Genomic DNA, 22,713 nt, shown 5'->3' with positions numbered 1-22,713 from the left:
AGCCTGCTATCGGTTAGCAGGCTTCCGTGTATTTATTCTTTATCTCCCTTAAAGTCCTTTTCCAAACTTGCTTGCCAGTTGTTTCAGCATATCGTCATCAACTGGTTTGGCAGGTTCTTCCTTCTTTTTAAAAGGCTGGTTGTTGTATGGCCTGTTTAACTGCGGGCTGGTTTTGGGCGCGTTGTTTGCGAAGGCCTGTTTAGGGGCTTCCTGTTTGGGGGCAGTGGTAGCTGCAGTTTGCGCGGGCCTGGCTGCCTGCCTTTCGGCTGTTTTTTTGGCACTCCAGCGTTTGTGGATCTCTTCCAGCTTGCGTTTGGTGTATAGCGGGAAATCGCCCTGCATCATCCACGAGTAATAGCTTGGTTCTACATTCAATACATCCTCTACACGTTTTCCTTTGTGTTTGCCAAAGTTTATCGTTTCTTCACCGTCCTCATTATAAACCATGCGGCCGGCAAAATCAACCGGGCGGCTCAGGTTGGTGAATTTATGCAAGGCTTCCACATCGCCTACTACAGGCTTGCTGCGATTGCCTTTTTTATCTTCGTATTCGGTATCAACATAACGCTCTACCTGGGCCAGTAAAACTTCCATGGTGGCGCGGGTGTCCGCTTCGGCAGAGTGCGCGTTAATGATGTCTTTTTCGCAATAAAATTTGTAAGCAGCTCTTAGCGTACGCTGCTCCATCTGATGGAAAATGTTCTGTACATCTACAAAATAGCGGTTCTCCAGGTCGAACATTACGCCTGCGCGCAAGAATTCTTCCATCAACATAGGGATGTCAAACTTATTGCTATTGTATCCCGCAAGGTCACTGTCGCCAATAAACGCGGCGATATCTTCACCTAATTCATGAAAGCGCTTCTCGTCTTGTACATGCTCATCATAAATACCATGTACCATAGATGATTCCAGTGGGATAGGGATGCCCGGCTGTACACGCCAGGTCATAACTTCCTCGCTGCCATCGGGGTTAAGTTTTATAACAGATATTTCTACAATACGGTCGGCGCCAATATTTATACCGGTAGTTTCAAGGTCGAAAAAGGCGAGAGGCCGCTTTAAATTTAATTTCATTGGTTATTTTATCAGGAATGCAAAGGTGGCAAAAACCTTAAAATTATCGGCTTTTATTTTTATGAATAAATTGTGACGTAATTTTGTTATTTTCATTGCACCTAAGTCAATTTAAACCTGATATGAATAAAATTTTACTTGTAGTTTTCTTTTTCATCCTTTTAAGTCCGCTGGCACATAGCCAGGATTTTGTTTACGGCGACAACTCTGCCGAGGAAATGAGTATGAAAAAGTATAATAAAGATACCGCCGCCCGTGCCGTTGTGTTAAATGAGTATGGCCTGGCCCGCATAAGCGATAACAGCGAAGGCAATATCAGGCTGTCGCTGGATTATCACGTCAAAATAAAATTACTTACTACCAAAGGGTTTGATAAAGCTACCGTAGAGATCCCATTGCGGATCCTCTCCAACTCGGAAGAGGAAGCCAGCGATATAAAGGGTTACACTACTTATTTGGACGACAGCGGTAACCACCAAACTGTAGAGTTGGACTCAAAGTCGGCTTTTACCACGAAGGAGAATAAGTATTGGAAAACTGTTAAATTCACCCTGCCTAATCTGCGCCCTGGCTGTATCATCGAGTATAAATACACCACAAAGTCGGCGGCTTTGGGCTTGTTTCCGTCGTGGAAGCTGCAGGATGATATCCCAAAAGTAAATTCCAGGTATGATGTTCACATCCCAGGGTTCTGGAATTTTAACATCTCATTGCGTGGTAATTTAAAACTCACCAAGAATACCGCCGAAATTGAAAAAGAATGCTTTAGCTGGTACGGCGCTAAGGCCGATTGCTCTTTTATGGTTTTCCAAATGGAAAATATACCGGCATTTGTTGAAGAGGATTACATGACGTCGCCTAAAAATTTCATGTCGGCTGTTTACTTCGAACTCTCCGATTATACCAACCCCAGTACCGGGCAAAAAATAAAGGTTGCCAAAGAATGGGCAGATATCGACTTCAACCTTAAGCGGTCGGATTATTTCGGCTCTCAATTAAAAAAGAAAGATCAGTTAAAACCCTACATAGCATCGGTAATTGCCGGTAAAACCGATGATCTTGAGAAGGCAAAAGCCGTGTATGCCTACATCCAAAAAACTATAAAGTGGAACAAATTAACCTCCACCGGCAGCGATAATGTACGTAAAGCATTGGATAGCCACAGCGGTACCGTTGGCGATATAAACCTGGCACTGGTTGCCGCGCTAAGTGCCGCGGGGATAAGAACTGAGGCCGTATTGTTGAGCACCCGCACTAATGGCTTCATTAATAAGCTTTACCCGGTAGAAGACGATTTTAACTATGTGGTTGCCAGGGCAAACATTGGCGATAAAACTTATATGCTTGATGCCACCGACCCTTTACTTGGGTTTGATATGCTGCCACTAAAATGTTTAAACGACCAGGGCCGGGTAATGAGTTTAGATAAGCCAAGCTTTTGGATAGACATGGTATCGTTATCAAAACAACGTAAATCGCAAACCAGCGCTTACGACCTCACGTTGCAAAGCAATGGTAAGCTAAAAGGCACCATTACAACCTATTATAATGGTTATGATGCCTACGAGAAAAGAACTGCTATTAAAAAATTCAACACACAGGATGAGTATATAGAAGACCTGGACGAAAGGCTTGTTAAAACCAAAATACTTTCTGCCGATATTACTAACCTGGATAGCCTTAACCTATCGCTGGTTGAGAAGCTGGAAGTAGAAATAGACGTATATGACAATTTAGACCACAGCAAACTGGCGTTTAACCCGTTCTTTTTTGACAGGATAACCAATAACCCTTTTAAACTGAACGAACGTAACTACCCCGTGGATAAAGGGATGCCATCAGACGACCGTTTTATGCTAACCATGCACCTGCCGGCAGATTACGTAGTGGACAGCGCGCCGCAGGGCGTGGCCGTGAGCCTGCCCAATCAGGGCGGTAAATTTATTACCAATTTTGTGGCGGAAGGGAACACCTTCACCTTCTCTAACGTATTGCAATTCACCAAAACCGTGTACGAGCCCGAAGAATACCCGTACTTAAAAGAACTGTACAATAAGATTATAGCAACAGAGAAGGCAGAAATTGTGTTTAAAAAGAAGTAAATGAAATTAATTTGTACTACCGTTTTTATGCTGATGCTGGCAACCCTGGCCAAAGCACAGCCCAATTACGATGTAAGCCTTATATCTAAAGGCTTGCTACCCTATGCCAGTGCGGTTGTGAGAAGCGAGGACGTAAATACCGAGGTAAAAGACGACGATAATACGGTTTACCATATAAAAAAGGCCATAACCGTAATGAACAAAAACGGAGATGATATTGCCCGTATAGTTTTATGGTATAATAAAACCAATGTAGTACGCAACTTTAAGGGAACTACCTATAACGAATTTGGCAAACCAATAGGTAAATTCACCGAGAAAGACCTTGTTGACCAAAGCGCTACAGCAAGTTATTCGCTATTTGATGATTCCCGGGTAAAGCACTTTATACCTTCCATCGGCGCTTACCCTTACACCATTGAGTATGAATATGAACTGCGGTCAAAACAATCGCTTAATTTTAGTGATTGGACGCCAAACGACTCGCCCGGGCTGGCGGTAGAAAAAAGCACGTTTACGTTTACTTGCGCCCCCTCCTTCAACATCAGGTACAAGGAGATTAATATGCCCGGTAAGGTGAGCATTGCTACAACAAAAGAGGGGCTTAAAACTTACACCTGGCAGCTAAACGATATAAAAGCCTTTAAATATGAGCCTTATAGCCCTAATGAAGAAGATTACCTCAGTTCGGTAAAAATTGCGCCGCAAAATTTTAAATACGAGGGCATAACCGGATCGTTCAACAACTGGAAAGAACTTGGCCAATGGACCTATGATAAGTTGCTGGTTAACCGCAGGGAACTGCCATCGCCAACTGTGCAGGTTATCAAAGATCTTACGGCAGGCATCACCGACCCTAAGCTGAAGGCCAAAAAGATCTATGAATATATGCAGGGCAAGACCCGCTACATTAGTGTGCAGGTCGGCATTGGCGGCTACCGACCTTTTTTGGCATCAGATGTAGACCGTAACAGCTACGGCGACTGCAAGGCCCTGGTAAACTATACACAGGCGCTGCTAAATGTGGTGGGTATCGAGTCGTGGTATTGCGTTGTAGAAGCCGGTAACCCTAAAGTAAGCCTGATGAAGGATTTTGCCAGCATGAGTCAGGGCAACCATATTATTTTGTGCCTGCCCTTTAAAAATGATACTACTTTTTTAGAATGCACCAGCCAAAAGATCCCCTTCGGGTTTTTAAGCGATTTTACCGACGACAGAACCGTTTTGGCCTGCACCCCGGAAGGTGGCAGGCTGATGCGTACCGCCAGGTATAGTCCACAAGTGAATCTGCAGACACGCCGCGCCGATTTTGTAATAGATAATAACGGCGAGCTTAACGGCAGTATCACAACCGTTTTTAAAGGGACGCAATATGATAACCGGGAGGATATGCTGGATGAGCCGCGCAGCGAGCAGTTGAAAATGTTTCCCAAATTATACCCGGCTGTGAACAATCTTGATATAGAGAGCTTTGGCTTTAAACAGGAGAAAAACATATTGCCTGTAATTACCGAGGAAGTGAAGTTGAACGCGCGGGATTTTGCCACAACCGATAATGGTAAGCTGTATTTTTCGCTTAATCCCCTAAACCGTAGTGGTCGGTCCCCGCGCGAAGTACGAAACCGCAATACGGCGCTTTACATCAACAGCGGGTATACTGATGAGGATGAAATTACCTACAAGCTGCCGGCTGGGTACAAAGCCGAGTTTGGTCCCCTACACGTAGCTATTGATAAACCCTTCGGGAAATTTACAGCTAATATGGAGATCAGCGGCGATAAACTAACCTTTAAACGCCGCCTGCAACTGATTGACGGCACCTACAGCAAAGAGCTTTATAGCCAGCTGGTAGAGTTTTACCAACAGGTAGTGGAGGCAGATAATTACAATGTATCGCTGGTAAAGAATTGATCAGCTAAAGATGATAATACCCAGGATGATGCCAACGATCATGATGATGTAGAGCATGATCTCGGTGCCTGCAAAACGCTTATATTTAGTCCAGAAAGAGTAATCCTGTTTTGGTTTCTCCATAATACTACAAAAATATACAAATTATATTTAGCCATGAATATAACCGAGGAAGAAGAAATAAAGAAAGAGTTTCAACTGGAGCGGGTGGTGCTATTCAGCGACGCGGTGTTTGCCATCATTATCACCATTATGGTTTTGGAGATGAAACTCCCCGAAAGCATAAGGCATGCAAGCGAAATACAGGTAAAAGAGGCCATCATCGATCTGCTGCCCAGGTTTTTGGCGTACATTTTAAGCTTTTTCCTCATTGGCGTTTTTTGGGTAAGGCACCTGCGCATGTTCAGTATTTTAAAGGATTATGATAAGGGTTTGATCATACTCAACCTGGCATTCTTGTTTTTTGTATCACTCTTCCCTTTCGCGGCGTCGCTAATAGCGTTGAACCGCAAAATGATGATGTACTCCTGGGGCTTCAATATATACTTTGGCATTATACTGATGATAACCGTGGCACAAACGGTACTCATCCATTATTTGATCATAAAAAAAAGCACGCTCTGCATCAAAAACGCCAAAGTAGAGAATATATTAGAGTGGCGTGTACAGCGGCTCAACTACGTTGCAGTGCCGGTTGTTTTTGCAGCAATGTGGGTGATTTCTTATTTCTCGGTATACCCGCAGATGGTGGTATACGTATTTGCTATTTTTGGCATTTTGATGGGCAGGTTAAAGCGGAGGTATTATCCCAAAAATGATAGCCAGCCATTTTTAAGCAGGCTGTTCACCTCGCGCAAAAAACTGGTTTCCAAACCTGTTGAAGTAGTTGATTAAAGTATTATAACCCTACTGCACCGGCGCTAATTTCCCGGTGTTGCTAAAGCGGGATCGATAACCGAGCCCGCGCGGGAAAAATATTGATAGATGCCGTTATCGTGCAGTTTTACAATCACTACACCGCGGCGGGTGCTGGCGTGTACAATGTAGCCGTTTTGCAGGTAAACGCCCACATGGCTAAATTGCTTGCCATCAAAGTCGAAGAAAACCAGGTCGCCTTCTTTTAGTTCATCCTCATATTTACGCTTGATATTATTTACCTGCATGGCGCAGGTGCGTGGTAGGGGCAGATCATATACCTGCAGTTGCAGTAAGAATACCAGGCCAGAGCAATCCACGCCTTCTTTATCCATGCCGCCAAAGCGATAGGGGGTGCCCATCCATTCGTCTATAAAACTATAAAGCCTGCCGTTTTGGATATCGTTGCGTTTAAGGCCCATAATTGTGGCGTACTTATCGGCTATTTCCTTCTCAGGCTTCACCATTACGTAAGGGCCGCGATTTACCCTTACCGGTATATTGCGAACAGTTAGTTTACGGGAGTGGCAGGCGGTTAAAAGTATCGCGGCAGCAAAAAGGAAGGCAAAATTGGTATGGCGTTTAAAAAACATGCACTAAAGATATCGCTAAACGCAAAAACGTTACAGCGGATGTTATAAACATTTCAACAAAGCCTCTCCACCACGTCTTTGCGGGGTACGAAGCAATCTCCCGATAGGACGCGCGACGGCATTCAAAGCGGTAATGCACAGTTCAGAGATTGCTTCGTTCCTCGCAATGACGCGTGGATTTTAAATTTGTCAATCCTCATCTGCATATCCGCACATCTATCATCCTTTAATCACCCGCTGTATCTCGTCCAGTTTCATCAGGGCTTCTACCGGGGTTAGCGTATTTACATCCAGGTTATTTAGTGTATCGCGGATCTTGACCAGCACCGGGTCATCTATCGAGAACATTTGCATCTGCACCGCTTGCTTTTGCACCTTGCGGATGCTTTCTTTGATGTGCTCGCCGCCGGTACGTTCGTTTTCCAGTTTCTTTAATATCTCGTGCGCGCGGTTGAGCACCTTTTGCGGCATTCCGGCCAGTTTGGCTACGTGGATCCCAAAACTGTGTTCGCTGCCGCCCGGTACCAGCTTGCGCAGAAAGATGATCTGTTGCCCAACCTCTTTAACCGATACGTTGAAATTCTTGATCCGGTTAAAGGTGTTGCTCAGTTCGTTCAGTTCATGGTAGTGGGTGGCAAAAAGGGTTTTGGCACGCGCCGTTGTCTGGTTATGCAAATATTCGGCTATAGACCAGGCGATGGAAATTCCGTCATAAGTAGAGGTGCCGCGACCTATCTCATCCAAAAGAATCAGGCTTCTGTCTGACAAGTTATTGAGGATACTCGCCGTTTCGTTCATCTCCACCATAAAGGTTGATTCGCCAGAGGACAGGTTATCCGATGCACCAACACGGGTGAAGATCTTATCCACCAAACCAATGGAAGCGGCCTTGGCCGGTACAAAGCAGCCCATCTGCGCCATCAGCACGATAAGGCCGGTTTGCCTTAGCAAGGCCGATTTACCCGCCATATTTGGCCCGGTAATGATGATGATCTGCTGCGAATCCGAATCGAGATATACATCGTTGGTAATGTATTCTTCGCCCAGCGGTAGGTTTTTTTCTATCACCGGGTGGCGGCCGCCTTTTATATCCAGCACGCGACTGTCGTTCACGTTTGGCTTTACGTAATAGTTCTTGATAGATATGGTAGCGAAGTTTAGCAGCACATCCAACCGGGCTATCAGTTGCGCGTTCAATTGGATAGGCTTGATGTATTCCGATAACGAATAAAGCAGGTCGTTATACATCCGGGTTTCCAGCGCCAGTATTTTTTCTTCGGCACCTAATATCTGCTCTTCGTATTCCTTTAATTCGGGGGTGATGTAACGTTCGGCATTCACCAGCGTTTGCTTGCGGATCCACTCGGTGGGTACCTTTTCGCGGTGGCTGTGCGTAACCTCCAGGTAATAACCAAACACGTTATTAAATGATACTTTTAGCGATGGTATGCCCGTAGCTTCCGCTTCGCGCTTTTGGATCTCCAGCAGGTAGCCTTTACCGCCAAAAGCGATCTTACGCAACCTGTCGAGTTCCTCGTTTATCCCTTCGTTCATTACCGAACCTTTAACCAGCATTACCGGCGGCTCGGGGTGCAGTTCGCGGGCAATCTTTTCGCAAATGGTGGGGCATGGGTTTAGCTGCTCGCCAATGGCGCGCAGTGGTTCGCTACCGGTAGCTTCTGTTATTTTTTTTATTTCGGCAATGGCCAGCAGTGCTTTCTTCAACTGGCAAACCTCGCGGGGGTTGGCGCGTTGAAGCCCTATTTTAGAGATGAGCCTTTCCAGGTCGCTTATCTGGCGGATGTATTGCTGTAAGGTTTCGCGCAGTTCTTCCTGCGCTATAAAATGCTCTACAACGCCAAGGCGGTCGTTTATTGGTTTTATTTCTTTCAGCGGCATCACTATCCAGCGGCGCAGCAAACGGGCGCCCATAGGCGAGCAGGTATGGTCGAGCACATCAACCAGTGTTAAAGCGTTTTCGTTGGCCGAGCCAACCAGTTCCAGGTTGCGGATGCTGAACCTGTCAAGCCACAGGTACCGGTCTTCTTCAACGCGCCCGATAGCGCTGATGTGCTGCAGGTTGCGGTGTTCTGTCTCATTTAAATAATGCAGTGCAACACCTGCCGCTACGATGCCTAAATTCAATTTATCGATCCCGAAACCTTTGAGCGACTTTACACCGAAATGCTTCAGCAGGGTTTCCTGCGCGTAATCGCCGCTGTAAGGCCAATCATCAAGGGTGTAGGTGTAAAAGCGGTCGCCGTAATTGTCTTTAAAATCGTGTTGGCGACTTTTGGGGAATATCACCTCGCTTGGCGCGTAGCTTTGCAGCAGTTTATCTATATAACCCACGTTGCCCTGCGCGGTTAAAAACTCGCCGGTAGAAATATCTATCAGGGCAATGCCGATACTGTTCTTTTCGAAATGTAACGACGCGAGATAATTATTGCTCTTTTGCTGCAGAATGTTGTCACTAATGGCCACACCCGGCGTAACCAGCTCGGTAACGCCGCGCTTTACAATGGTTTTGGTGGTTTTAGGGTCTTCCAACTGGTCGCAGATGGCCACGCGCTGGCCGGCACGTACCAGTTTGGGTAAATAAGTGTCCAGCGAATGGTGTGGGAAACCCGCCAATTCGATAAAAGTAGCAGCGCCATTGCCCCTGCGGGTGAGCGTAATGCCCAAAATGCCGGCGGCTTTAATGGCATCTTCGCCAAAAGTTTCGTAAAAATCGCCCACGCGGAATAGCAGCAACGCACCAGGATATTTCACCTTGATGGCATTGTATTGCTGCATTAGGGGCGTTTCTTTGGTTTCGGTAGTTTTGGCCAAGTTTGTCCTTTTAATAATCTGCTAATTTAATCCATTGCCTTTGGATTAATGCCATTGTGGAAAAGTTGGGGGAATGTTAGTTAAGTGGTGAGTAGTGAGCGGTGAATGGTTTTGCTTAAACACGATTAGCGAACCGGGATGAGACGTTTACCGGATAATTCTGCCAAACAAATATATTACGCTAACCTTACTATATTAGTGTATTGCTAACCAGTCATGAGTATTTTCAGCATCACCCAATTACGTCTTCAAAACCAGCATTTGGTAAACCCGGAGTTTACAAGCCCTGCCGATATCGTAAAGCACATGGGCGCTGTGCAGTCGCAGGATTATGCCGGGGCCAAATGGGCAGTGGGCCAGCGTTTAAAAAATGGTACTGATGAATTAATGGACAAAGCCTTAGCCGATGGTGATATTATTCGCACCCACGTATTGCGCCCCACCTGGCATTTTGTACATCCCGATGATATTCGTTGGATGCTTGATTTGACGGCCCGACGGATCCAATCTGCCGCGGCATCTCGCCATCGGGAACTCCAGTTGGATGAACATGTTCTTGACAAATGCGAAAAGTTGGTAGCTAAAGCACTGGAAGGAAAAAAGCAGATGGCACGGGACGAACTCGCAGATTATCTTAATCTTCACGGAGTTGCCACTAACGACCAGCGATTTGTACACATCATGATGCATCTGGAACTGGAACAATTGGTGTGCAGTGGCGGACGGGAAGGCAAGCAGTTTACCTATGCTTTGTTTGATGCGCGTGTGCCTAAAACAAAACCCCTCGAAAAAGAGGAAGCTATTGCCACCCTTGCCGAACGTTATTTCATATCGCATGGCCCGGCAACTGTAGCCGATTTTGCCTGGTGGAGCGGCCTGACCAATACCGAGGCCAAAGCCGGGCTGGAAGCCGTTAGATCGAAACTGAGCAGTCACGAGGCTGAAGGTAATACTTACTGGTTTACAGAGCCGGGATTAACCGGTGTTAAAGCAAACCCCGTTCGTCTGCTACCCAATTATGACGAGTATATAGTGAGCTATAAAGACCGCAGCGCTGCCGTCGATGTCAAGCACATCAACAAAGTGGACCCGCGCGGCACTATTTTTAACCATACCATCCTCATCAATGGCAAAATTGAGGGGCTTTGGAAACGTACCATAAAAAAGGACTTGCTGGAAATAGAGATAACGCCTTTTAAACCCTTAAGCCAGAAGAATTTGATGGCGGTTGAAAAAGCGGCAAAACAGTATGCAAAGTTTTTAGGGCTGAAGAAACTGATTGTGCAAACTAAGTCTTAGTTTGCAGCCGCTTCGCCACCTTGCCAATCGTTAACCCTTGCACCAAAATGGAGAATACGACTACGATGTAGGTGATCAGTACAAACTCATCGCGGTACATATTTGTGCCGAGCGATAGGGCCATGGCTACAGAAAGCCCCCCGCGCAAACCACCCCAGGTAAGGATAATTACCGCGTTGTTTTCGAACTTTATTTTGTAACGCAATAGTGATATGGGGATAAAAACCGAGATCCATCGCGCCAGCAAAACAATGAGGATAGTGATGCCTCCAATGGTCATCATCACCGGGTTTATTTTGATGATGAGCATTTCCAGCCCAATCAGCAGAAAAAGCACCGCGTTTAGGATCTCGTCTATCAGCTCCCAAAATTTATCCAGGTAATCGCGGCTTACGTCGGACAACCCCTCGTGCCTTTTATTGCCGGTAACAATGCCTGCAACCACCATGGCCAACGGCCCCGATATGTGTAAACGGCCTGCTAAAAAATACCCTCCCATTACAATGGCGAGGGTAATTAAAACCTCTACCTTATAATCATCTATGGAGCGCAATGCCCAGAAACCTGCGTAGCCAAGTACACCGCCAAATATTAAGCCGCCAACGGCTTCTTGCAAAAATAGCTTGCTAACGGCCATCGCAGAAAAATCACCGGAGCGCGCCACCTCTGCAATGCTAATGAAGATAACCACCGCCACGCCATCGTTAAACAACGATTCGCCGGATATTTTAAGTTCGAGAGAGGCGGGTATTTTGGCTTGCTTTAATATCGCCAGAACAGCTATAGGGTCGGTAGGGGATATCAGTGCGCCAAACAGCAGGCAATAGATAAAGGGTACGCTGATGTGAAACAGTATTAGGAGGTAATACACCATGCCACCTACCAAGAAGGTAGAAATAAGCGTGCCCGCCGTAGCCAGTAATAAAATGGGCCAGCGTTCTTTTTTAAGTTTGTTGGCATCGATATGTATGGCCCCGGCAAAGAGCAGGAAACTAAGCATAAAGTTCATCAGCACATCCTGAAAATCTACCGAGCTGGCTAATTGAATGGCTTTTGCCGAGAGTAACGACTGTGAACTACCTAACGTTGCAAGTAAAACCGAAGAAAACAACGAGAGTACCATAATACCAATGGTGGGCGGCCATTTTATAAACCGGTTGTTGATGTAGGCAAATAAAGCAGTAAGTACAATGGTGATGGTGATGATCTCCTGGGTGCTCATATACGCGCAATTTACCTATAATATAGCTCATTTGAGCGGATAAAATAAATGGAATATGTTATGTGCCGGAATGCTGATGCTAAGCTGATTAATTGTAAATGGTACGCGCCGGGGCTTCGTGTGCCATATTGTTGATCACGGTATCCAGCCTTTCCAGTTAGCCGGAAATATGATCGAGCACAACCTGGTCTAAGCTGACGGTGTTTTTCTGGCTTTTTTTAAGCTGATCTGATAAACTAAGCAACTCTGCCTTTCCCTTCATGGCGATGGTGTGCTAAAACTTATCGCATCATTGCGTAGCAGTTATAGTGATAAACATAAAATCAGTAATAAATTAATTAGGTTGCTTTACAGGACGAAAATAGAATCCGGGATAAAAATTATGTTGTGGCAACAATTTTTTAAATTATTGAGTTTTGCAAAGTTCTGCCCAGGTTATCTCTCCTGGCAACCCGGCCCTGCTAAATTCAATATGGATCACTTTACGGGGCTTGTGGTTGATTGTACGGTTGGAGGCATGGAGCAGCAAAGGGCGCATTACCATGATGCAGCCGGCCTTAACAGTACAGGTAGTTTCGGTCTCTACATCCCAATCGATCGTTTCGGGCCGGTAGATGCCTTTGAGATGAGAGCCGGGCACAACCTTCAACGCACCGTTGCCTGCATCTGCATCATCCAGGTGGATGCGGATAGTGAAATTATCTTCAAGAATTTGTAATGGGGGCTGTACCGCGAACCGATCTTGCTTAACCGTCCACGGCCCAAAGCCCGGCAGGTCGGTTCGCTTATCTACCGAGATGGTGAGGTCCTGGTGCCAAGCCACAAACCAGTTAGATTCTTCGGGTTTGTCAAAATAAATGGATTTCACAACGACAAAACCATCCCCAAATAAGGCGGTAATAGCTGCCCTTAGTTTTGCGTTAAAAATGAGCGACTTTGCTGCCGGAATTTCTTTAAGGAATTGCCTGATGGCAAAAAGCCCGGCTGATTTACGGAATGTGCTTTTGTTAGCGTCGGCTTTGCTGATCTCGTGCAAAACAGAACGGATCTCATCTTCGGTGAAAACATCATCTACAACGGTGAATCCATTGTTAGCAATGTTTTGAAGATGAGATCCGTACATGGCTTATGCCTAAGTCTTTTTAGAAGCTATTTCTAACGCTGTTGCTGAAGGTTTTGGTGCTCCAGTAACCACTATCCAATATGCGGCGAACAGTTAGTAGAGGATAGTCCGGGTCGCGTTTGTCAGCAAGTTGAAAAGCCAATTTGAATTCTCTTTTTTGAATCTCAGGCAACACCGGTTTTTTCCAGATCCCAAATGGGTAGGCAAAGTAAACGATCTCTTTACCGGTTATTTCTTCCAGTTTTTTGGTTGGCTTATCTATCTGGGTAACCCAATCATCAACCGGGCGGTTGGTTATTTTGCCGTTTTTGCCTTTTATCACCAATATGCCGTTATGCGTGTACTTGTCTACACGATGGTGATCCCAGGTGTGGCTGGCAATCACGTTACCATCGTCTGATAGTTTTTTAACCATATCGGCAGTCATGTAATGCGGGCGGCCTATAGATACGGTCATCACAAAATAAACGGCTTTAAAACCATATTTCTTCAACTCCGGGGCAGCAATGGTAAACTGATCCAGATCCGTATCATCAAACGTGAGCATGATAGGTTTCTTGGGTAGCGCGGCACCGGTAGTTAAATAATTATATAGCTGATTTGGCAGGATGGTATGATAACCGCTATCGGCCAGCATTTTTATGTGCTCTTTAAAAGCCGCTATTTGTACAATATAATCTTTAGCGCCTTTGCTGTCGGTAGCTTTCCAGTCGCGTATTTGGTGGTAGCAAACAATTGGTACTTGTTTGCGGGCCATTACTGCGGCATTATCTACCGGGCCGGTTGCCAGCTTGGCTACCACATCGGGCGAGCTGGTTTGCGTGGTGGCAACGGTATCGTTTGCTTTTTTATCGGTTGATGATGGTTTGGACTGGCAGGAAACCATGCCAAAAACGAACAATGGTAACAGGGCAGAAAATTGTTTTAACATAGCGATGGATGATTGTTTATAGTTAGGGCGCTAAAATAATACAATTCTAAAGGATATATTATTAACTGTTAATAAATAAAATAGAATTAAAGCACTATCCGCTTACCCTCGGCAATGGAACGTTTGGCTGCGTCGAGTATCTGCATCACCGTCATATTATATTTTAGCGAGGAGCGGTCGTTAATGCCAAGTAGTCGGTTTTTAAGTACCAGCGGCAGGTAGGTAACCGGGTTATCCAGCGGTGCTTCCAAAGCATTGGTGATGTTGGCATTGCTTACGTTATCGTTTACCCTGGTCAGAACGTTGGTTCGGTCGAGCGCGTGCATGTAGCCTTTATCGCCAAAAACTTCCAGGTCCTTTATCGAGAATGGCCAATTCCATGATGCTTCTATGAGCCCGGTGGCGGTAGGGTATTCTATTAAAATATTAACATCATCTTCCACTTTGGGATAAACATTCAGTTTAAAGTGGCGTGCAACAGCCGTTACGGCAATTGGTTTCTGGCCTTCCATCAGCCAGGTCATCAGGTCGGCACCGTAGCAGCCAAAGTCGATAAGGGCGCCGCCGCCGTTTAGTTCAGGGTCGGTCAGCCAACTTAAAAATTCTTTGCTGCAACCAATTTCCTTTGGTCCCTGGTGCCCATCGTGCACCACCATTTTGCGGATCCGGCCTATGCTGTCCTTCGATGCCATGTTATAAACATGCTGGTAGGAGGGGTACCAGGTAGTTTCGTAGTTGGTAAGCAGTTTAATATAATACTTCAACGCTAAAAACTCCATGCGCTTAGCCTGTGCAAGGGTAGCAGCGAGCGGTTTTTCTACCATTACGCTGATGCCTAAAGGGGCGCAGATCTCCACCACATCAATGTGTTTGGCAACCGGGTTATAGCCCAGTACCGCATCGGGTTTGGTGGTTACGGCCATCTTCTTCAAATCGTCAAAAAAGATGGAATCTGGTAACTTGTATTTTTCCTGGTATTTGGCGCGGAGCGCTTTATCCGCTTCGGCAATACCAACAATAATAACTTTGCCCTGCTGGTAGTCGTTAAGGATGCCGTTCACATGATCGTGCGACATGCCCGCTATGCCCAGCCTAAGCGTACTCATCAATACCGGCGGCGGCGATGGAGGCAGCACCTTTACCACCGGCGGGGTAATTTTTGCCTTTACCGTATCCTGCGCAAAAGAAAATGATCTCAATACAGCCGAAAGTATGGCCAGGCAAAATAAAAACCGCGTTAATTTCATGCTGCTAATATATCCTCTTTTTTTACTTTTCTGTTGATAATGAATATGGTACGTCTTCGGCCTTAATGCCTCTTGCTTTGTTTGGCGTTGCCGACATGCTGAAATTCAGCACACCGCCGTTTAATAACGCCGCGTGGCTAAGCCAGTTGTAATCGTACGCTTTACCATTTACGGTTAAAGCGCTTACATAACGGTTAGCATCGCTGTTTGTTGGCGCGTTAATGATCACTTTTTTGCCATTCTCCAAGGTCAGTGTGAGTTTTTTAAACAAAGGTGTACCCAACACATATTGGCCGCTGGATGGGCAAACCGGGTAAAAGCCCATTGCCGAAAATACGTACCAGGCCGATGTTTGTCCGTTATCCTCATCACCGCAGTAACCGTCGGGGGTGGCTTTATAAAGCTTGTTCATTACATCGCGCACATGGGTTTGGGTTTTCCATGGCTGGCCGGCGTAGTTGTACAGGTAAGGCATGTGCTGGATAGGCTGATTACCGTGTGCGTACTGGCCCATGCCGGCAATCTGCATCTCGCGGATCTCGTGGATAACTTCACCGTAGTAACTGTCATCAAATACCGGTGGTAACGACCATACCGAATCCAACTTGGTCACAAATTTTTCCTTGCCACCCATCAAACTGATAAGCCCGTTGATATCATGGAAAACGCTCCAGGTGTAGTGCCAGCTATTTCCTTCGGTAAAAGCATCACCCCATTTAAAAGGGTTAAAAGGGGTCTGGAATTTACCGTCCTTGTTTTTACCGCGCATTAACCCGGTTTGCGGGTCGAACAGGTTTTTGTAGTTCATGCTGCGTTGTTTGTACACGTCGGTTTCAGCAGTTGGGCGTCCCAGGGCTTTGCCTAATTTATATATGGTGAAATCGTCATATGCATACTCCAAAGTGCGTGCGGCGTTCTCGTTTATCTTTACGTCGTAAGGCACATATCCAAGCGAATTGTAATAGTCAACACCATCACGGCCGGTAGCCCTCGGGCCATCATTATTGGCACCATGGGTTAGGGCTTCGTAGAGCGTATTGATATCGTAACCGCGGCCACCTTTAAGGTAAGCATCAGATACTACCGACGCGGAGTTGTTACCAACCATAACGTCCGAGTAACCCGGGCTACTCCACTCGGGTAGCCAGCCACCTTCTTTATAATCATTAACCAAACCGGCCTGCATCTCTTTGTTGATGGCCGGGTAAACCAAATTCAGGAAAGGGTACAAAGCGCGGAAGGTATCCCAAAAGCCCGTACCAGCAAATTTATAGCCGGGTTTTACCGTGCCGTCCTGTGCGCTCCAGTGCATAATTTGCCCTTTGGCGTCTACCTCGTACATTTTGTTTGGGAAGAACAGCATCCGGTAAAGGCAAGAGTAAAAAGTGCGGGTTTGGTCAACCGTGCCGCCTTCAACCGCTAAACGGCTCAGTGTTTTGTTCCAGGTGGCTTTGGCCTTCGCTTCGGTAGCATCAAAGCTATCTTTACCCACTTCTCTTTGCAGGCTTATGTCGGCTTGTTCAATGCTGATGAATGACGAAGCTACACGCAGGTGTACTTTCTCGCCTTTTGCAGTTTTGAAACCAATGATCGCGCTCACATGCTTTGCAGTGAGTTCGCTGCCGTCGTTCAAAGTACTATCGCTGTAAAGCTGTGACAGCGCTATTGGTTTATCTACATAAATAACAAAGTAATTTTTAAAGTTTTTTAACGGACCGCGGGCATACTTGGTAGAGTAACCCACTATTTTACCTTCGCCACGCAATACCTTGATGTAGGAACCTTTATCAAAGGCGTCTATCACAATAAATGAGCTATCTGATTTTGGGTAGGTGAACCTGAATTGCGCGCTGCGCTCCGTAGGCGTTATCTCGGTAGTAACATCATGGTCGGCCAGGTAAACGCTGTAGTAGTAGGGTTTGGCAATCTCTGTTTTATGCGAAAACCAGCTTTGACGGCCGTTTTGCGTAACTTTTAGCTTGCCTGTTGCAGGCATAATGGCAAACTGCCCATAGTCGTTCATCCAGGGAGATGGCTGGTGGGTTTGTTTAAAGCCGTTTATCTTATAAGCATCGTAAGTGTACTGCCATCCGTCGCCCATTTTGCCCGTTTGCGGAGTCCAAAAGTTCATTCCCCAGGGCAGGGCAATGGCAGGGTAGGTGTTACCATTACTCAGGTCGTATTTAGATTGGGTGCCCATCAATGGGTTTATCCATTCAACCGGGTCGGTTATTTTTGGTGCCTGCTGGGCAAATGTGGTGGTGGCTAAGAGTATCGAACTTAAAAAAAGGAAACTTTTTTTCATATGTGAATTGATGTTGGCGGACTAAACCGGCGGTAAATATAAAAGACTGGCGGGTATTGCCAGTCTTTTATATTTATTTTGTTACCAACCGGGGTTTTGAGTGAGTTTAGTGTTGGTGTTTATTTCTCGCTGCGGTATTGCCCACAGGTAGTATTGCTGTTTCATGGTTACACCCTGTTCATTAGGGGTGGAGGTGGCATCACCAAAGGTGTTGTTTGTAACATTATACACCTTATGCGTACGCTGGATATCGAAGTACGCTTTATCCTCATAGGCCAACTCGTGGTAACGCTCGCGCCAAACGGCTTCCCTGAAGGCATCTTTAGACAGACCACTTAACGGAGCAAGTTTAGCACGGGTCCTGATGGCATTTATCTGCGCATATGCAGTTGAATTAGGCGAACCCCCGGCTTCGTTGCTTGCCTCGGCATATATCAGCATTGCCTCTGGTAAACGCAGCAATGTCCAGTTCTCGTCAGAACTACCATTGCCTAATGCGCTTTCTACATGGAAAAACTTGTATAAAGCGTGCTCGCCAAATTGTATGATTGTATTTGGGTCTTTGTCTTTAGGATAACTGGAGAAATAAAATTGCCTTTCCTGTGCACGCAGGTCGCCGCTCTCGTAGCTTGCCACAAATTCATCGGTGGGGATCATGGCTCCAAGGTGATCACCGTAGGCACCTACCTGTAAATTAAATGGCAGTGTAAGTTGCGGAATGGCATTAGTACGTACACCCAACAGGTAATTTATCTGGAAGATAAGTTCGCCTGTGTTTTTATGGGCATTATCGTGCAGGTAATCGTATTTGTCAAACAGGGTATATTGGCTCAACACGGGTAAAACCTCCTGTGCAGCCAAAGCATAGTTCTCCGGCTTATTTAAAGGGAAGCCCGCCATAGTTAAGTATACGCTGCCCAGTAATGTACGTACAGCGCCAAGCGACGCGCGGCCTGTTTCTTCCTTTTCAGCTAAGCCCGAAGTTTTGGCCGCCTGCAAGTCGCTCACAATCAAAGCATATACATCGGCAATAGGGGTACGGGTAGGGTACAGGTTCTCGCTGTTAATGGCAACAGGTTCGGTAATTAAAGGCACATCGCCATAAAGCCTTACCAGGTGGAAATAGAAGAATGCCCTTAAAAAGTAGGCCTCGCCAAGTAGTCGTTTTTTGTCTGCATCGGGCATAGTGATCTTGGGGATATTAGCGATGGCGATGTTGGCGTTTGAAATAGCGTTATAACTATTAGCCCAAACCGTTTGAAAACCCGGGTTAACCGAACTGGTAGTTTGTGTAATAACGGCCCGGTTGTTTACGCTTTGCCCAAGTGAGGTAGCATGCCCGGCAAATAATTCAAGCGTAATAAAAGGGCTCTCGCCATAGGCATCGCCGTTTTGGAACATATATAACGAGGTATAAATACCGTTTACAAAAGTTTGGGCCTGCGATGCGGTTGTAAAGTAATTATCCTTTACAAAGTTACCTTTATTTTCTTCATCGAGATATTTTCTGCAGCTGCCAAGTGCTGTAGTAAGGATCAGTAATAGCAACCCGACCCTGTATTTTTTTAAGTTAAACTTCATAATACTGTATATTAATTGTTGTTTAATTAGAAACTTGCGTTTACACCAAGCAGAAATGTTCTTGGTTTTGGATAATCATAAAACTGGATGCCCTGGGTAAAGTTGCTGTTGCCGTTGTAGGTAGATACCTCAGGATCGTAACCGGTGTATTTGGTTATCAGGAACAGGTTTTGCCCTTGTGCATATACCCTCAGCCTGCTCATTTTTAATTTCTTAAGAATGTTATTCGAAAAGTTGTAACCCAGTGTTACCGCCCTGCCGCGTATGAACGATCCGTTTTCTACCTTGGTAGAATAGATCTCGGTTTGATACCTCACATAGGCTGGCCTGTTTTCGGCTATGCTGGTGTTTTGGTTTTCTGGTGTCCACGCGTTTAATACAGTGGCGTAGCTGTTTGCCTGGCCGGTACGGTCCTGGCCCGAGTGGCGGGTTAGGTTCATGATCTGGTTCCCATAGTTAAACTGTAACTCTACACCCAAATCGATGTTTTTATAGCGGAAGTTGTTGGTAAAGGTACCGTAACCATCCGGAGTTGATTTTCCTAATACTTCGCGGTCGTCGGCACTGATTTTGCCGTCGCCATTCAGATCCTTTATTTTTAGATCACCCGGAAGCAGGTTGTATTTAGCCGCTTCAGTAGCTTCGCTGGTACCCCAGGTGCCTAATACCGTGTAGCCGTAAAAACTGCCCGGCGCAAGGCCAACACGCATCAGGTTAAAATCTGACAGGAATCCCGGCGACAGGTAGATATCGTCGTTATTAGCACCCAATGCAATGATCTTGCTTTTTAACAGCGAAATATTGAAGGAAGAGTTCCAGCTGAAATTATCGGTTTTTATATTTTGTGTGCTGATGGTGAACTCCAAACCCTTGTTTTGCAGCCTGCCAATGTTTTTATAAACACTGCCAAAGCCACTGGTTTGCGGTAATGGCGCATTCAGCAGCAAGGCCTGGGTTTTCTTTAGATAAGCGTCGGCTTCCAAAGTAACACGGTTGTTAAATAAGCCAAGTGATACACCAAAGTCTATCTCGGAATTTTTCTCCCATGACAGATCTTCATTACCAATAGTGGTTTGGTGCGTGCCAATGGCTTGCGCGCCGCCAAAAATATAGTTGGTGGTCTCAATTCTGGCCTGCGATTGATACTGTCCAATCTCTGAGTTACCGGTTAGCCCGTAGCTTAAGCGGAACTTTAGGTCGGATATGGTTTTGTTATCCTTCAGAAACGCTTCCTGCGATGCGCGCCACGCCAATGCGGCAGAAGGGAAGAAACCATATTTAACGTTTTTACCGAAGCGGGATGAACCATCTTCACGGCCGGTAACAGTTAACAGGTATTTCTCCTTGAGATTGTAATTGATCCTGCCGAAAAACGACTGCATTTGCCACGCGTCGTAATTAGAGCCAGGTATGCCTGGAATCTTACCTGCTGCAAGGTTGTAATAACCATAAAAATCGTCAGATAAGCTGCCAGTTGATGCGCCAAAACCTGTTTGTTTAAAATTCTGACGTTCGAAACCCGCCACCACATTGATCTTGTGGATGTCGTTGAAGGTTTTATCGTAGGTGAAGTGATTTTCCCATTGCCAGAACGTGTTGTTACGCTCGCTGATAGAAGCCGAGCTGTACTTCTGATCGGCAGTTGCGCCGCCAACCAAACCTGTTTGCGAATTAGGGAAGTAATTTGCAGAAGTGGTTACTCCCAGCGTACTGCGGAACTGCAAGCCCGGGAACAGGTTGAAATTTAAGTAACCGTTACCGCTAAACACGCGGATCTTATTAAGGTTTACAATTTCGTTTGCCTGAGCAACAGGGTTATCGCCGCCCTCCATATTGGGGTAGTCGGTACGTTTGCCGTAGCTGCCGTCGGGGTATTTTATAGGGATGATAGATGGCATCTCAATTAACATACGCGGGATGTTGTTACCACCGGTACCATTATCCTGCAGGCGGCCATCCTGCGCATTGTAGTTTAAAGTAGCGCCAACTTTTAACCACGATTTTACCTGGTTATCAAAAGTTAGTCGGGCATTATAGCGTTTTAAGTAGCTATTGATGATGATACCCTGGTCGTCGGCATAGTTTAAGAATAAGCCGTAGTTCAGCTTTTCTGTAGCGCCGGTGAACGATAGGTTGTGGTTCTGGCTAACCGCGGTGCGGGTGGTTGCATCCTGCCAGTCTACATCATATAGCGGCTGTAAATTACTATCGAACAGCTTGCCTATTAATGCCGTGCGAATCACTTTCGGGTCGTCATCGGCGTATTTGCCTGCCGCCCAGCCAACCGGGTCGTATTTTTTGATGTTGGCGTACGACTGGTCTTCCACCGCTAAAAATTGTTTCGCATTTAGCACCGGTATTTTGCGTGCCATTTTGCTTACGCTTACATAGCTATCATAACTTACTGATGACGGCGCGCCTTTGTTTCCACGCTTGGTGGTTACCAAAATAACGCCGTTTGCACCGCGCGTGCCATAAATAGCGGTAGAGGATGCATCCTTCAGTACATCTATCGATTCTACATCGTTAGGGTTAATGGAGTTACCGCCTTCTGTCCAAACCACGCCGTCAACAACGTACAATGGGTCGGTATTGGTGTTGATTGAGCTGTAACCACGAATACGGATCTTGGTAGCACCACCCGGTGCGCCCGAGTTGGTAGATACGTTTACACCGGCAATTTTTCCGGCAAGCTCCTGCTCCAGGTTGGTTTGCGGCCTGTCCTGCAACTGGCGACCACTCACGCTGCCTACCGAACCGGTAAGGTCCACACGTTTTTGAGTGCCGTAGCCCACTACAACCACCTCACTTAGTGCCTGTGGCTGCTCTGCCAATACCACGTCAATGGTGGCGCGGTTATTAATGGCAACTTCCTGCGAGTTGTAGCCAATAAAGCTGAATACCAACGTGCCGTTGCCCTCTGGTACGGTGAGCTTGTATTTGCCGTTAACATCGGTTACTGTACCGGTTGTGGTACCTTTAAGCTTTACGTTTACACCAGGCAAGGGGCCTTTGGCATCTGTAACGGTACCAACAATGTCTACTGCTTTAATTTCAACAGGGTTATTGTCGGCATCCTTCTTTTTTACTACAATGGTCTCCTGGAAGATTTTGTAGGTAAGCGGCTGTCCTTCAAAGGCTTTGTCGAGTGCTTCGGCAATAGTAACCTTCGATACTTCGATATTGATAGCGCCCGCTCTTGATACATCCTGCTTATCATACATAAAATGATAACCGGTTTGTTTTTCTATCTGGCGCAGGATCTTTTCAACCGAGGTGTTCTTTTGTTTTAAAGAAACCACCTGGCTGTAAGTTTTGGCGCTGATGTTGGTGAGTGCTGCAATTATTAAAATGGCAGTGAGTTTCATAACCAAAATAATTTTGGAAAGTTTAGGCCACGCCAGGGGCAGGGCCTTAGAATTAAAATTCATAAGTTTGTAGAGTTTGGGTTAAACATTAAGTTTCAATTCGTCAGATTGCGATGGTTGGGGAACCCAGATATTTAGCCGGAGAAGTGGTCGAAACACTTCCCGGTTTTTTTATGATCTGTTGGCACGTTTAGCCCAACCGGGTTC

15 protein-coding genes are annotated in these 22,713 nt (G+C 46.1%); 4 read left to right on the top strand and 11 right to left on the bottom strand.

Annotated elements, in window-relative coordinates:
* Positions 1-48 precede the first annotated feature (48 nt).
* Entirely contained in the window at positions 49-1,077 is a 1,029-nt protein-coding gene (locus ABIX36_RS20635) for an exonuclease domain-containing protein (RefSeq protein ID WP_348084064.1), read from the bottom strand.
* Between the two features lie 122 nt (positions 1,078-1,199).
* Between ABIX36_RS20635 and ABIX36_RS20630 the strand changes: the two genes are divergently transcribed.
* Together ABIX36_RS20630 and ABIX36_RS20625 are read left to right on the top strand one after the other, a co-directional pair.
* Entirely contained in the window at positions 1,200-3,179 is a 1,980-nt protein-coding gene (locus ABIX36_RS20630; protein WP_348084063.1) for a transglutaminase domain-containing protein, read from the top strand.
* The gene (locus ABIX36_RS20625; protein ID WP_348084062.1) at positions 3,180-5,090 is read left to right on the top strand and encodes a DUF3857 domain-containing protein; all 1,911 of its coding nucleotides are present in this window, start codon (positions 3,180-3,182) and stop codon (positions 5,088-5,090) included.
* Here the strand turns inward: ABIX36_RS20625 and ABIX36_RS20620 are convergent, their stop codons facing one another.
* The gene (locus ABIX36_RS20620; protein WP_262708159.1) at positions 5,091-5,213 is read right to left on the bottom strand and encodes a hypothetical protein; all 123 of its coding nucleotides are present in this window, start codon (positions 5,211-5,213) and stop codon (positions 5,091-5,093) included. It abuts the gene before it with no gap.
* Positions 5,214-5,246: 33 nt separating this feature from the next.
* Between ABIX36_RS20620 and ABIX36_RS20615 the strand changes: the two genes are divergently transcribed.
* A complete protein-coding gene (locus tag ABIX36_RS20615) occupies positions 5,247-5,984 on the top strand; it encodes a TMEM175 family protein (protein ID WP_348084061.1) in 738 nt (245 codons plus the stop codon).
* Positions 5,985-6,010: 26 nt separating this feature from the next.
* Here the strand turns inward: ABIX36_RS20615 and ABIX36_RS20610 are convergent, their stop codons facing one another.
* Positions 6,011-6,598: a C40 family peptidase gene (locus tag ABIX36_RS20610; protein WP_348084060.1), complete on the bottom strand. Its 588-nt coding sequence runs from the start codon at positions 6,596-6,598 to the stop codon at positions 6,011-6,013.
* A gap of 219 nt (positions 6,599-6,817) precedes the next feature.
* Entirely contained in the window at positions 6,818-9,430 is a 2,613-nt protein-coding gene (mutS, locus tag ABIX36_RS20605) for a DNA mismatch repair protein MutS (protein WP_348084059.1), read from the bottom strand.
* Between the two features lie 216 nt (positions 9,431-9,646).
* On the opposite strand from mutS, the gene ABIX36_RS20600 reads away from it, so the two are divergent.
* Positions 9,647-10,729, top strand: a complete 1,083-nt coding sequence (locus ABIX36_RS20600) for a winged helix DNA-binding domain-containing protein (RefSeq protein WP_348084058.1) — start codon at positions 9,647-9,649, stop codon at positions 10,727-10,729.
* Here ABIX36_RS20600 and ABIX36_RS20595 read toward each other — a convergent pair.
* The 7 genes from ABIX36_RS20595 to ABIX36_RS20565 all read right to left on the bottom strand — a co-directional run bounded on the left by ABIX36_RS20595 (position 10,719) and on the right by ABIX36_RS20565 (position 22,506).
* Positions 10,719-11,951 carry a sodium:proton antiporter gene (locus ABIX36_RS20595; protein ID WP_348084057.1) on the bottom strand — a complete coding sequence of 411 codons (1,233 nt, stop codon included), beginning with the start codon at positions 11,949-11,951 and terminating at the stop codon, positions 10,719-10,721. The genes ABIX36_RS20600 and ABIX36_RS20595 overlap by 11 nt on opposite strands.
* Positions 11,952-12,357: 406 nt before the next feature.
* Entirely contained in the window at positions 12,358-13,074 is a 717-nt protein-coding gene (locus tag ABIX36_RS20590; RefSeq protein WP_348084056.1) for a phytanoyl-CoA dioxygenase family protein, read from the bottom strand.
* A gap of 19 nt (positions 13,075-13,093) precedes the next feature.
* The gene (locus tag ABIX36_RS20585; RefSeq protein WP_348084055.1) at positions 13,094-14,005 is read right to left on the bottom strand and encodes a polysaccharide deacetylase family protein; all 912 of its coding nucleotides are present in this window, start codon (positions 14,003-14,005) and stop codon (positions 13,094-13,096) included.
* 86 nt (positions 14,006-14,091) lie between these two features.
* A complete protein-coding gene (locus ABIX36_RS20580; protein ID WP_348084054.1) occupies positions 14,092-15,252 on the bottom strand; it encodes a Gfo/Idh/MocA family oxidoreductase in 1,161 nt (386 codons plus the stop codon).
* Positions 15,253-15,274: 22 nt separating this feature from the next.
* Positions 15,275-17,557 (bottom strand): GH92 family glycosyl hydrolase, encoded by a 2,283-nt coding sequence (locus ABIX36_RS20575; RefSeq protein ID WP_348084053.1) that lies wholly within the window; start codon positions 17,555-17,557, stop codon positions 15,275-15,277.
* Between the two features lie 81 nt (positions 17,558-17,638).
* The gene (locus ABIX36_RS20570; RefSeq protein ID WP_348084052.1) at positions 17,639-19,138 is read right to left on the bottom strand and encodes a RagB/SusD family nutrient uptake outer membrane protein; all 1,500 of its coding nucleotides are present in this window, start codon (positions 19,136-19,138) and stop codon (positions 17,639-17,641) included.
* Positions 19,139-19,164: 26 nt separating this feature from the next.
* The gene (locus ABIX36_RS20565) at positions 19,165-22,506 is read right to left on the bottom strand and encodes a TonB-dependent receptor (protein WP_348084051.1); all 3,342 of its coding nucleotides are present in this window, start codon (positions 22,504-22,506) and stop codon (positions 19,165-19,167) included.
* Between the last annotated feature and the right edge of the window lie 207 nt (positions 22,507-22,713).

It is taken from the genome of Mucilaginibacter sp., assembly GCF_039925265.1.
Classification (GTDB): domain Bacteria; phylum Bacteroidota; class Bacteroidia; order Sphingobacteriales; family Sphingobacteriaceae; genus Mucilaginibacter.
This window is presented reverse-complemented; position numbering and strand designations above follow the sequence as displayed.